The sequence below is a fragment of the Ignatzschineria cameli genome (assembly GCF_003121895.1).
GTDB classification, from domain to species: Bacteria; Pseudomonadota; Gammaproteobacteria; order Cardiobacteriales; family Wohlfahrtiimonadaceae; genus Ignatzschineria; species Ignatzschineria cameli.
Genome location: NZ_QEWW01000002.1, coordinates 65,533 through 79,233, shown reverse-complemented (window position 1 = coordinate 79,233; position 13,701 = coordinate 65,533). Strand labels below are relative to the sequence as shown.

At 40.7% G+C, this 13,701-nt stretch carries 9 protein-coding genes and 1 riboswitch; of the genes, 2 read left to right on the top strand and 7 right to left on the bottom strand.

Annotated features, from left to right (window positions below; translation table 11 throughout):
- Nucleotides 1-247: 247 nt before the first annotated feature.
- Both DC077_RS03365 and DC077_RS03360 read right to left on the bottom strand, forming a co-directional pair.
- Nucleotides 248-2,668 (bottom strand): TonB-dependent hemoglobin/transferrin/lactoferrin family receptor, encoded by a 2,421-nt coding sequence (locus DC077_RS03365; RefSeq protein WP_109200904.1) that lies wholly within the window; start codon nucleotides 2,666-2,668, stop codon nucleotides 248-250.
- 393 nt (nucleotides 2,669-3,061) lie between these two features.
- Nucleotides 3,062-4,651, bottom strand: a complete 1,590-nt coding sequence (locus DC077_RS03360; RefSeq protein ID WP_109200905.1) for a peptide chain release factor 3 — start codon at nucleotides 4,649-4,651, stop codon at nucleotides 3,062-3,064.
- Between the two features lie 165 nt (nucleotides 4,652-4,816).
- Between DC077_RS03360 and DC077_RS03355 the strand changes: the two genes are divergently transcribed.
- Both DC077_RS03355 and mgtE read left to right on the top strand, forming a co-directional pair.
- Nucleotides 4,817-5,263, top strand: a complete 447-nt coding sequence (locus tag DC077_RS03355; protein WP_109200906.1) for a universal stress protein — start codon at nucleotides 4,817-4,819, stop codon at nucleotides 5,261-5,263.
- Nucleotides 5,264-5,458: 195 nt separating this feature from the next.
- Nucleotides 5,459-5,630: riboswitch (M-box (ykoK) riboswitch) on the top strand.
- A gap of 220 nt (nucleotides 5,631-5,850) precedes the next feature.
- Nucleotides 5,851-6,852, top strand: a complete 1,002-nt coding sequence (gene mgtE / locus DC077_RS03350; protein WP_239990289.1) for a magnesium transporter — start codon at nucleotides 5,851-5,853, stop codon at nucleotides 6,850-6,852.
- A gap of 285 nt (nucleotides 6,853-7,137) precedes the next feature.
- On the opposite strand, the gene metG is transcribed toward mgtE, so the two are convergent.
- The 5 genes from metG to rpsA all read right to left on the bottom strand — a co-directional run bounded on the left by metG (nucleotide 7,138) and on the right by rpsA (nucleotide 13,424).
- A complete protein-coding gene (gene metG / locus DC077_RS03345; protein WP_109200908.1) occupies nucleotides 7,138-9,264 on the bottom strand; it encodes a methionine--tRNA ligase in 2,127 nt (708 codons plus the stop codon).
- A gap of 190 nt (nucleotides 9,265-9,454) precedes the next feature.
- The gene (gene ispF / locus DC077_RS03340; RefSeq protein ID WP_109200909.1) at nucleotides 9,455-9,931 is read right to left on the bottom strand and encodes a 2-C-methyl-D-erythritol 2,4-cyclodiphosphate synthase; all 477 of its coding nucleotides are present in this window, start codon (nucleotides 9,929-9,931) and stop codon (nucleotides 9,455-9,457) included.
- On the bottom strand, nucleotides 9,928-10,653 hold the full coding sequence (ispD, locus tag DC077_RS03335; protein ID WP_109200910.1) for a 2-C-methyl-D-erythritol 4-phosphate cytidylyltransferase: 726 nt from the start codon (nucleotides 10,651-10,653) through the stop codon (nucleotides 9,928-9,930). The genes ispF and ispD overlap by 4 nt, the downstream gene beginning before the upstream one ends.
- A 515-nt stretch (nucleotides 10,654-11,168) precedes the next feature.
- On the bottom strand, nucleotides 11,169-11,474 hold the full coding sequence (gene ihfB, locus DC077_RS03330) for an integration host factor subunit beta (RefSeq protein WP_094566623.1): 306 nt from the start codon (nucleotides 11,472-11,474) through the stop codon (nucleotides 11,169-11,171).
- A gap of 282 nt (nucleotides 11,475-11,756) precedes the next feature.
- The gene (gene rpsA, locus DC077_RS03325) at nucleotides 11,757-13,424 is read right to left on the bottom strand and encodes a 30S ribosomal protein S1 (RefSeq protein WP_109200911.1); all 1,668 of its coding nucleotides are present in this window, start codon (nucleotides 13,422-13,424) and stop codon (nucleotides 11,757-11,759) included.
- Nucleotides 13,425-13,701: the final 277 nt, after the last annotated feature.

The window sequence follows — 13,701 nt, the reverse complement described above, 5'->3', positions numbered from 1 at the left end:
CTTCTACTCCTATTAAAAAGATCACGCTCTAGAATCGGCTGTTAGAAACTAGAGATATACGTACAAATATAAACATAAACATAAACAAATATATCGCTAAACTCTTCGACCCGATAATCACCGAGTGATCAATCACTCGGTAACAAATAATACGTTACTTCATTAATTTAATAATGCTATAACCACTCAATAAATTATAACACTTTTTAAAAATATTATAGATTATTCGAAACATATTAATAACTCACTAAAACCGCCCCTCTATTGAGATAGCAAAATTACGCTTAGGTGCTGTAAAGCGCTCTAATCCCCGCCCATCAGGATCTATTCGATTCGTGGTACCAAAGGTAGGTAGATCCCGTAGACTATCCCAAGTTGAGTAGCTTCGATTAAAGAGATTAAAGACACCAAAATTGAGCGTTATATCCCGATCTAGCTTTACCTGTGTCGTTAAATCTACCACAAAGTAAGAGGGGCTTAACCATGGCCACTCCTTCTCTTCTTTTCCGCGCCAAGAATATTGGGTCTCTTTAGTATCTTTTCCTCTCTTTGCCGCACTATAACGCGCTGTTAGGATACTATTCCACCGCTGAGAAGGATCTTGATATTCAACACTCATCAATGCGCTCCAGGGTTGAATCGATTTTAGAGGATCGCCATCTTGATTCTTACCCTTACTATATTGCCCTTTTATGTGAAATTTCCAACTCTCAGAGAGCCCAAATAAGGGACCATTCAATGTCGCATTCAATTCAAGTCCTGAAATATGAGCATGTGCCACATTGACAAATTGAATCTGATTGATTGATAGATAAGGTTTCGATCCCCAATCATAGGGATAGTAGGGATTGGATTCCAATTTCTCAGAGACTCGCTCATCGATAAAGTTACGATATTTACTATAGAAAGCACCTAGCCCTATTTCTGTATACTCATTTTTAAATTGATAAGTGATCTCTTGGTTCAGCGCCGTCTCTGGTCTCAATTGCGGATTTGGCATAAAATGGTTCATTCCGCCCTTACCAAACTCAAAGAAGAGTTCCTCAATTTTAGGGGCCCTAAACCCCGTACTGATACGATAACCTATCTGCTGTTCCGGTGTTATTTGATAATTAATTCCTAATTGCCAAGAGATTTTAGAAAAACTTTTTTTCTCGCTATCAAAACTGACGGGAAATTTATTACTGCCATCCATCTGTGGAGAATATTGGTAATGATCATAACGCGCCCCTAATGCTAGAGATAATTGAGGCGTTATTGTTATCTCATCTTGCAGAGAAAAAGCTGTAACAGAGGATTTTACCGGCGTCATAATACTGTACTGCTCTGGATGGGCAACGCCACTAAGATAGAGAATGTCACGATTACTATTTTTAAGTTCCCCGCGTCTATATTCCAATTTAGCTTGAAGAAGATGCTCCTGCTCCCCTAAATTGAGTGGCAAGGTAAAGAGTTGAGTCTTCAGTATTTTCTGTCGCTGATCAAAGGCTCGATAGTAATGTTGCGTAATCTTAGAAGGATCTTTCTCGCTCACATTGTAACTATCTGCGCGCATATCGATCTTCTGATCAGCATAAACAATATTGAATGTATCTAACCAGGTCGATTCGAGCGGAATATAATCATACTCAAGACCAAAGCGGCGATACGGTGCAGTATCATTTGCAAAACGGTAAGTTCCAAAGCTATTAAAACTTCGCTCTTCTGTACGATTACTCTGACGTCGATTCTCATAAAAGGCAGTTAAAGTCTGTTCATCGGTAATATTGATACCCCACTTTGTCAACCAAGAGGAGCTATGCTTCATCTGTGGATCAGGACGCCCTCTTGCCGGACCATAGATCTCCTCCCCACTACCGCTATTGATCGTTTCATGCCCTCTTCTCTTTGTAAATTGTGCAAATCCAAAAAAGCGATCTCCACGATAACCTGCGCCTAACACTTGTCGCCACTCTCTATTTTTTGAGGAATATCCTGTTTTCCAATAGAGCCCCCATTTTTGCCCCGGCTTTACAATATCATCGACACTTTTAGTTGTGAAATAGAGAGATCCCCCTACCGCACCACTGCCATCACTAACGGAGTTAGCCCCCTTATTCACCGTAACACTACTGATATTTTCATACTCTGCACTATTGATGCTACCGTTGAAATAGCCATATCCCTTGTAGATGGAGGGCATAAATGTCTCCGCTTGCGGGAGACCATCAACAATAACTGCAACGCGATCTTTATCAACACCTCGAATCGCAAAACCATTACTCCCCGCTCGGCCACTCTCATTGACACCTACGCTCAACTCATGACGCAGTAAATCTCGCTCATCTTGCACCAAGTTTTTACTCAAATCCGCAGCACTTTGAGTCTCTTTAAAAGGAGTAACCTGCTCTAGCGCACCAACAACAACTACAGAACCTAATGCAATTGTTGGAAGATTCTCCTCTTTATCATCATCCGCTAAAGCAGCTGATATTGAGAAAAGTGAGAGCGTACAGCATGCGCTAAAGAGAAATTTATTAAAGAGCACACTAAAAATTGGTGATCTAACTCCAAGAACTTTTAGCTCAGTTCCAGCTTTTAACTCAGTTCTATTGAGTGTGCCGTTACTTTTTAGGGAGAGAAAAGATAACGACACTTCTTCTTGGAGAGGATGGCTACTATTTTGCATCTTTTTTATGGTTCCTATTTGAGTGATCTTCTTGATGAGCTTTCTATGAGCCCTCTATTTTGGATAGCTACATATAGCTTCTAAATATAACTTCTACATATGAGCTATACCGATGGGCTATACCGATGAGCTATCGATATAATCAATATCAATTGTAACGATAATCATTATCATTTAGGAATCTATCAGATAAGACAACTGATAACAAATGATAATTTATACTCAACAGGGAATAAGGAATAAAAGATGAGAAACAACAGTCGCTTAAAGCACACGATGCTTTTTTTTGCATAAAAAAACCTCAGCAATAATGCTGAGGTTGGTAACTAAGACACCACTATCCTAATGGGTCTTAATTAATTGTCGACTTCCTCTCGACACACTCAATTGATGTTAACCGTGAATCTCACGGAAGGCATCAAATTGAATATCTGGATAACGCTCTTGCGCTAAATGTAAATTAACTCGTGTAGGAGCAATATAGACATACTCTCCATGGTGATCGATCGCTAAGTTATCTTCCGCCCGCTTCTTAAATTCGGCAAATTTCTTCGGATCTTTTGAATGCACCCAACGTGCGGTAGAGACCTCGACATGCTCAAAGATACAATCTACATTGTACTCAAGCTTTAATCGATGGGCGACCACATCAAACTGAAGAATTCCAACGGCACCAATAATCAGATCATTATTACGTAGTGGTTTAAAGAGTTGCGTCGCCCCCTCTTCACAGAGTTGCTCAAGTCCACGCTCAAGATGCTTCATCTTTAGAGGATCGCGAAGACGCGCACGACGAAAGAGTTCTGGTGCAAAATCAGGAATTCCTTTAAAGCTTAGCTCTTCACCTTCAGTAAAGGTATCCCCAATACGGATCGTTCCATGATTGTAGATACCGATAATATCGCCGGCATAGGCCTCTTCTAAATGACCGCGATCGGAGGCCATAAAGGTTAATGCTTCTGGAATACGGATATTTTTGCCAATCCGAACATGACGCGCGGTCATTCCTGGCGTATATTTGCCGGAACAGACACGCATAAAAGCGATACGATCTCGATGTCGCGGATCCATATTAGCTTGAATCTTAAAGACAAAACCTGTTAAAGGTTCTTCATCTGCCAAAACTTCACGGGTCAATGTTGCTTGCTTTTTCGGACAGGGAGCAATCTCAACAAATCCATCGAGCATCTCTTGAACACCAAAGTTTGTAATTGCAGAGCCAAAATAAACCGGCGTTAAACGCCCGGCAAGATACTCTTCAAGATCAAATTCATGACTTGCCACGCGAACAAGCTCAACTTCTTCACGAAAAGCATTGGCCCGCTCCTCTCCTAAAACCCCATCTAATTCAGGGCTATCTAAACCTTGAATGATCTGCCCTTTGCTGCGAGTTCCACGCTCTTTTGAATCATAGAGATGGATATAATCTTCAAGAATATGGTAAACGCCCTTCAATTCTCGTCCCATACCGATCGGCCAAGTGACCGGCGCACAATTAATTTTGAGAACCTCTTCCACCTCATCTAATAGATCGATCGGCTCTTTTCCATCCCGGTCCAACTTATTGATGAAGGTGATAATGGGCGTATCTCGCAATCGACAAACATTCATCAACTTAATAGTCTGCTCTTCAACCCCATTTGCACAATCGATCATCATGAGCGCTGAATCCACCGCCGTTAAAGTTCGGTAGGTATCTTCCGAGAAGTCTTGGTGTCCCGGCGTATCAAGCAGATTGATCATACAATCGCGATAAGGGAACTGCATAACTGAAGAGGTCACTGAAATCCCCCGTTGCTGCTCAAGCTCCATCCAGTCTGAGGTTGCATGACGTGCAGCTTTACGCCCTTTGACAGAACCGGCAAGATTGATGGCGCCTCCAAAAAGCAGGAGCTTTTCAGTCATTGTGGTTTTACCCGCATCAGGGTGGGCAATAATGGCAAAGGTTCTACGACGGGCAACTTCTTTCGCTAATTTACTCATGATGAATTTCAAAATTGACTCAAAAAATAGGTGTCCGTATTGTACACGTTTTTTTGCCTCAAGTCGCTTTTTAAGCCTATGATGATTGATAAATCGTGGATCTCTTGCTATAACAAAAAGAGATGAAATAGATGGCCACTCATCTATATAGCTGGAGATAAAAAGATGTCTGAATCGAATGAGTATCAACATATTCTTGTAGCGGTGGACCAATCTGCAGATGCAGAAAAAGTTGGTCGCCAAGCCCTTATCGTTGCACAGAGAAATCATGCAAAGATCACATTACTCAATATCTTAGAGGGAATTAGTATTAGTGCTGGTTATGAGCTGATGCCCATTATTCCGCAAGTTTCTGATAGCGAAATTATTGCTGAAGCCAAAAAATCGATGCGAGAACTCTCCTTGAAATTGGGAATTCCCGATTGCGATACCATGGTGATTTCTGCTCTATCCACTAAAGAAGGAATTCTCCGTGCCGCAGAGGAACTTAAAGCAGATCTATTAGTAATCGGCTCCCATACTCGATCAGGATTAGGAGTGCTTTTAGGATCTACTTCGGGATCGATTATCAATGATTCCCCTTGTGATATCTTAACGGTTAAAGTTTCATAGAAGGAGGATATATTTAGGTTATTATTTCTAGAAAGTAAATACATAGGTAACGACTTTACTGTAAATAATGTAAATTAAATATAATAAAAAAGTAAAACCTTGAAAATATCAAGATTCATGGTTTGCTTATTCAAAATATCAGGGTACAATGCCCAAACTAAATATTTTGGGTTAACAATGTATAACCAAATTGTTAACTATCCTCGTTAGGTGAGGCTCCTATATGGAGGTAAGCTACTGCCCAGAAACGTCGAGAGACACCAATGGGTCAGCAGAAACTGTCGAGCTAAGGCAGTATCTAATGTAGCCGGGATTCAGATGAATACCCATGCCATATAGTGCTAAAACTTTACGAAAGAGGAGAGATCATTGTAAAGGCGCCTTTACATATCGATAAAACACCCTCCTCACGTTTTGTGGCTGGGTGTTTTTTTTGATCTTAAAAATAGACGGTTCATCTATGGACTCTTTTCCACAGGATATCAGCGTCGGCCGCTGCGCACAGCCGCGCTTAACAAAATATATCGATGACAGAAAAATTGATTACTGTCGTTTTATGAAAATAAAAGATAATGAGGTTAAGCAAAATGGTCATTCAAGATCGCAATATGAAATTTGGCATTGAGACGGCTGGGTCTCTTATGTCTAATGACTTTATCACTCTCGATGTCAATCAAACGGTTGATGAAGCTATCGACTATCTCCGTAAAAACCTCTATCAACGAGAAGGCATTCACTATGTCTACATTCTCAACCAAGATAGAGCACTAGTAGGCGTTGCCACTATTAGAGAGCTACTCTCCGCTAGAGGCGATGAGATTATCGCTAATGTGATGAAAACAAAATTAAAAAGCGTCACAACCACGCTTGATCAAGAAAAGGTCGCCCAACTTTTTCAAGAGACTGATCTTGTGACAATTCCCGTTATTGCCGAGTCAGGGCACCTCCTTGGGGTCATTCATATTGATCAAATTCTCGATGTCATCGAACAAGAGGGGACTGAAGATATCTATCGTATGGCTTCGATCAAAAGTGATCAACTTGGTAATCAAAATCTTTTAACTGCCACCATTACTCTTCTCTATCGAAAACGAATCGCATGGCTTGTCGTTCTCGTCTTTATGAATATCTTTTCTGGTGCCGGGATCGCTACCTATGAAGATCTGATTGAGAGTAATGTCGCACTTGTCTTCTTCCTTCCGCTCTTAGTCGATAGCGGAGGTAATGCCGGTGCTCAGTCCGCAACTTTAGTCATTCGGGCGATGGCGCTTGGCGAAATTCGCATCAAAGATTGGTTTAGAATGATTGGTAAAGAGACCGTTATCTCTGCCCTACTCGGCTTTACCATGGCACTTGCTGTCTCTATTGTTGGACTCTATCGTGGCGGTGTAGAGATCGCTTTTATTGTGGCATTAACGATGGTCTTTGTTGTCATGATCGGTAGCATCATTGGCCTTTCACTCCCCTTTATCTTTAGTAAAATGAAGATGGATCCAGCAACAGCAAGTGGCCCATTAATCACCTCAATCTGTGATATTGTCGGCGTCTTTATCTACTTTGGTGTTGCAAGTGCCTTTATCACTCTCTAAACAGAGCCTCATCGAATTAAAAGTTGGAGATGAACGTTAAAAATGAGAGTGAGAAATGAGAGTTAGAAATAAAAGCTTAAGATAAAAACTCAAGATAAAAGCTCGAGATAAAAAAAGAGAGCGGCTATTTGATAATCTCAATGGCCTGCTCTCTTCTTGTTTCCAGATTCTTGTTACTTGTTACTCTTGGCGACTCTGGTGACTCGAGTTACTACGATTTACCGACTCTCTTGAAGCTGATAATTAAATCAGCCCCTCTTTCAGAGTTATCGCTCTAACAATCACTTAAGAGATCTTCGCCCCCGGCTTAAGCTCTTCTAATGTGGTCAATAAGGTTAATGACTCTTTTGTTGAAGCGGAGAGAATCATCCCTTCACTAACGCCAAAACGCATCTTTCTCGGTGCAAGATTGGCAACTACGATCACATAAGTCCCCACTAAAGCTTCTGGATCTTGATAGAATTTACGAATGCCGGAAAAAATTGTTCGCGGACGCTCTTCACCAAGATCAATTTGGAAAGTTAAGAGTTTATCTGCCCCTTCGATAAAATCACAAGCAAGTACCTTACCTAAACGAAGATCGATTTTTGCAAAATCATCAATGGAGATATAGTCACTTTCCATTTCATTTGAGGACTCGACTGCAACATCCTTCTTCTGACCCTTTGCTACTTGAGCGCCGTTATTCTCTGCCTCCTGTGCATCTTTTCGTTCAACATTCAATGCTTCACGATTTGCTTCAATCATTGCATCAAGATCTTTACGATTAATGCGTGTCATCAGATGTTCATAATGATTAATAAGGTGTCCTTCCGGTAATTTCACCTCAAGAGCCGCAAAAGATAGTGGTGCAATATTAAGGAAATTCTCCACTCGCTCAGCGACCACGGGAAGAACAGGCTTCAGATAGAGGGTTAAAATTCTAAAGGCCTCTAAATAACCTGTACAGAGATCTTGAAGCAAAGTTGCTCGACTCTCATCTTTCGCAATCTCCCAAGGCTTCATCTGATCAAAGTGTTCATTCACATCATCACAAGCAGCTGAGATCTCTCTGAGTGCAGCGGCAAAGTTTCGTCTCTCAAAACCCTCTTGAATAGCTGGTGCTCGAGCAATAATAGAATCGATTAATGCTACAGATTCTGATGCAATTTTACCTAAGCGATTCTCAAAGTTTTTTGAGATAAAGCGGCTCGTCCTTGAAGCGATATTGACATATTTACCGATCAGATCCGCATTAACACGATTCACAAAATCATCGAGGTTGAGATCAAAATCATCGATTGCACCATTTGATTTTGCCGCGAAGTAGTAGCGCAACCATTCGGGATCGAGCTTCTGTGCAATATAGGAATCTGCCGTAATAAAGGTTCCTCGCGATTTACTCATTTTCGCACCATCAACGGTTAAAAAGCCATTGATCGCATATTGAGAGGGTACGCGATGTCCTGAAAAGTTGAGCATCGCTGGCCAGAAGAGCGTATGGAAATACATAATATCTTTACCGATAAAATGGACCATCTCCGTACCAGCTGCTGCCGCCTTCTCTTGCTTAATAAAACTCTCAAAATCGACATTACCTACACGATCGCAATAGTTCTTAAAGGAAGCAAAGTAACCGATCGGCGCATCTAACCAGACATAAAAATATTTATTCTCTGCATTTGGAATTGGGAATCCAAAGTAGGGAGCATCTCGAGAGATATCCCAATCGGAGAGCTTACAATCGCCCTCTTCGCCAATCCACTCCCGCATCTTATTCGCTGCTTCCGGCTGTAAGCGCTCCTTATCTTCTAAAAATTCCCGTAAAAATGTAACGCAACGAGGATCTGATAACTTAAAGAAAAAGTGCTCTGAAGGGCGCATAACAGGTGTCTTACCAGTTACGACAGAGAATGGATTAATCAACTCTGTCGGGCGATAAGTTGCACCACAAGCTTCGCAGTTATCCCCATACTGATCTTTCGCATGACACTTAGGACACTCCCCTTTAATAAAGCGATCGGGCAAAAACATCTTGCGCTCTTCATCATAGAATTGCTCAATAGTTTTAGTTTCAATCAAATCATTTGCTTTAAGTGTCAGATAGATCTCTTCCACCAATTGTTGATTCTCTTTTGAATGCGTTGTGTAGTAATTATCAAAATCGATATAAAAATTATCAAAATCTTTAAGATGAGCGGCATGGGCTTTGGCAATTAACTCTTCCGGCGTAATCCCTAGCGAGTCTGCCTTTAACATAATGGGGGTTCCGTGGGTATCATCAGCACAAATATAGTAGACATTATTCCCTAACATTCGCTGAAAACGCACCCAGATATCGGCTTGAGCATATCCTAATAGATGCCCTAGATGAATATCACCATTTGCAAATGGTAGTGCGTTTGTGACAAAAATATCTCTCTTTTGTTGCATACTCTACTTATTCCTATATTCGTTTCATAATGGGTCTCTCCACGGAGAATCTCTAATCCCAATCTTCTTTTCAACTCATCAACTAATCAATCTACCGATTCATTATATCTTATAGATGATCAAAACATTGTCATTACAATGGATCTTAAAATAGATCATCATAGCGACTTAACATCACCGCGCTAAGAGATTATCGACGCTTTAATAAGAGCGCCACCTGGGCCGCAATTCCCTCTTCTCTTCCGACAAAACCGAGCTTCTCCATTGTCGTTGCCTTCACATTAATATCATCTACTGATATTGCTAAATCTTCGGCAATCACTGATTCTATCGCTTCTCGATAGGGCTTCATTTTAGGTGCTTCAGCCATAATGGTGATATCGATATTACCAATCTCATAACCTTTATCGCGAACAATTTGATATACCTCTTTTAAGAGATGGCGGCTATCTGCCCCTTTATAACGCGGATCGGTATCGGGAAAGAGCGTTCCAATATCTCCCCCTTTTACAGCTCCTAAAAGCGCATCGGTCAAAGCATGAAGAACGACATCCCCATCTGAGTGAGCTTTAAATGCCTTATGAAAAGGGATCTTAACCCCACCTAACATGAGATGATCACCCTCTTGAAAGGTATGAACATCAAAACCAAATCCTATTCTCATCATCTTCTCTCACTAAAATAGAGGCTCATCAATTGAAGGTCTGCAGGATAGGTTATCTTAAAATTATGGGGATAACCTCGATAGACCTTTGGCGAGAGGCCATTATACTCTAAAAGCGAGGCTTCATCTGTCACTTTTGCTCCCGCGGCAGTAGCCCTTTCTGTAGCCTCAATGAGCGTTAAAAGAGGAGCCATCTGTGGGGTTTGTGCTAACCAGATAACATCTCGATCGAGAGTCTCAACAATCTCTCCCTTCTTATCAACCCGTTTAACCGTATCTTGTGCCGGCAATGCCATAATAGCGCCCCCTTCTGGGCAGTCCTCTAAGACAGAGCGCAAAAAGAGGGAGAGTTCATTCGATCTCAATCCAGGTCTCGCCGCATCATGGACAGCAACCCAGATCTTCTTTAAATCCTTCCCGGCACGACTTAAATGCTCTTTTAAAAAATAGAGACCCGCCGCCACAGAATCGGTTCGTGTTTCTCCACCATCTACTCTCCATAAAACATCGCTCTCTACCTCAAGCGCTCTTTGATCTTCTGCAGAGAGTGCCACTACACCACCGCTAATCTCCTGCACACCCAAAAATAACTTTAGGGTACGTGTCAAAATTGTTTCGCCGGCGATCTGCAAATATTGCTTAGGAATTTCAGATGCCATTCGACTTCCCACTCCCGCAGCAGGAATAATGAAATAGATCTCCTCTTCATGACCTTCTCTATCCACGTTATTGACTCTCCCGATCGCAATCACGATCCTAAATTGATCTGCTGATCTTCTGATCTGCCGATCTACTGATAAATTAGTAAATTAATAAATTAGTAACCTTTTCTCGATGCGCTACCACTTTATCGCTCCATCTCAATTGAAGCGATCCTCTCTTTCTACATCACCAGATCGATTCAACACCCATGGGTAGAATCGAAACTTTATTTTCGGCAGTATCGCGTTCTCTCTTCATTTAAAATTCTATGCATCATTATATGCCACAATGACTCTCTACGATAAAAAAAGCATCTCAAACAGATGCTTGAGATGCTCTTATTGTTGCAATATAGAGATATGGTGTATTGATATAGGGCATATTGATCTAAGCCATTCAATATAGCTACCGATAATAGTGATCACAATATATCAATCGAACAGCTTTTAAATATCCACTAGATAGATTAAATATGCCTAATATCTCTAATGCTCAATTCTCACTACTCAATATTAAGTCTATTGAGTTATTTAACTACTTATTTAGGTAATTCATAATGTTCACGACTCTCATTGACACGCTCACGAAGTAATTTCCCCGGCTTAAAATGAGTTGTGTATTTACCACTTAACTTTACTGCATCCCCAGTTTTAGGGTTGCGTCCAATTTTAGGTTCTCTGTAACGTACTGAAAAGCTACCAAAACCTCTAATCTCGATACGCCCGCCTTTTCCTAAGGTTTCCGTAATATGTTCTAAAATTTTCTTAACACTCTTTTCAACTTCAGCAGTTGAACAGTGTGGATATTTTGCACTTAACCTCTGTACTAGCTCTGATCTAGTCACTCTACTTCTCCTTGACTCTATTCCCTAATTCCTACCATAAATCCACAGATTCGTAAATTTATGTATATTTTTATATATAAAATAATACAGTTTATCCTTCGATTAAGCAACAAATTCCCTGAAAATATCTACTTTTTCTTCATTAAAATCAACGACCTCTATAAAAAAACCGCAGATTAATTGTCTGCGGTTTTTACTGACCTCTTAAGGTCATGCAATAAGCAATTTAAAACTATTACTAGTTTTCTACCATTTTACTGATATTTTATTGCGCTTGCGCTTTTATTGCTGTTTTAATTGCTCTTTCAAGAGATCACCAAATGTTGTAGCACCAACGTTATCATTTGTGTACTCAGCGATATCTTGTGGACTCACTTCATCTACTGCTTTCACAGAGAGAACGATTGAGCGGTTACGACGGTCAACGCTTACGAAGCGCGCTTCAACTTCATCACCTACGTTATAGACGTTACGAACATCTTCTACGCGCTCAGATGAAATTTCAGATGCACGAAGGTTACCTTCAACACCATTACCAAGATCAACAACAGCATATTTAGCATCAACTTCAGTAACAACACCTTTTACTAAAGAACCTTTCTCATGTTCTGCTAAGAATGAAGAGAATGGGTCTTGATCAAGTTGTTTGATACCTAAAGAGATACGCTCACGGTCAGCATCAACTGCTAATACCATTGCTTCAATCTCATCACCACGGCTATATTCACGGATTGCTTCTTCACCAGGAACGCTCCATGAGATATCAGAGAGATGAACAAGTCCATCAATACCACCTTCAAGACCGATAAAGATACCGAAATCTGTGATCGATTTGATTGTACCTTTGATCTTATCGTTCTTGTTGTATTTCATTTCGAACTCAGACCATGGGTTTGGCATGCACTGTTTCATACCGAGAGAGATACGGCGGCGCTCTTCATCAATATCGAGAACAACAACACCCACTTCTTCACCCGCAGTAACAACTTTTGAAGGATTAACGTTTTTGTTAGTCCAATCCATTTCTGAAACGTGAACAAGACCTTCGATGCCTGGCTCGATTTCAACAAAACAACCGTAGTCAGTAATGTTAGTAACTTTACCTTTAGTTTGAAGACCTGCAGGGAAGCGCATTGCGATATCTTTCCATGGATCTTCACCAAGTTGTTTAAGACCAAGTGATACACGGTTACGCTCTTTATCAAATTTAAGAAGCTTAACTTCGATCTCTTGATTGATCTCTACGATCTCAGATGGGTGACGAACACGTTTCCACGCCATATCAGTGATATGAAGGAGACCGTCGATACCACCAAGGTCAATAAACGCACCGTAGTCAGTAAGGTTCTTAACGATCCCTTTAACAACATCACCTTCCTCAAGTGTTTTGAGAAGCTCTTCACGTTCTGCAGAATACTCTTCTTCAAGTACCGCGCGGCGTGAAACAACGATGTTGTTACGCTTTTGGTCAAGCTTGATAACTTTTAACTCAAGCTCTTTACCTTCAAGATATGCGATATCACGAACAGGGCGAACATCAACTAATGAACCTGGCAAGAACGCACGCTCTGTACCGATATCAACAGTAAATCCACCTTTAACGCGACCTGAGATAACCCCTTTAATGATCTCATCATTTTCAAGTTTCTTCTCAAGGAATGCCCATACTTCTGCACGTTTCGCTTTTTCACGTGAAAGACGAGTTTCACCGAAACCATCTTCTAATGACTCAAGGACAACGTCTACTTTATCACCAACTTGAACTTCAATTTCACCATTTAGGTCTTGAAATTGTTCAGCGGGGATGCGACCTTCACTCTTAAGGCCAGCATCAACGATTACAAAACCGTTTTCGATCTTAACAACCGTTGCTTCAATGATTGCACCAATTTCACGTGCTTGTTCTTCGGCGATTGATTGCTCAAATAATTCTGCAAAACTTAATGACATATAATTAAAAATGCATAGATATGTGGAATATTCTTTCGCTACAACCTTTTCTTTTATCCATTAGCGCAAGCGTTAATCTGAATTAGTAAGAAGAGATTATAGAGCTACTCCTATCTACGACTTGTTTAAAGTAATAAAAAATCACAACTATCTGTGCTTACCCTATTCCTAAATACCCAATGACTCAATGACTACTCAGTGACTCAATAAGCATCAAGATCTAGTTGAATGCACATTTGTGAAACCTACATCCAATAAATAATCTTCTGATTACCCG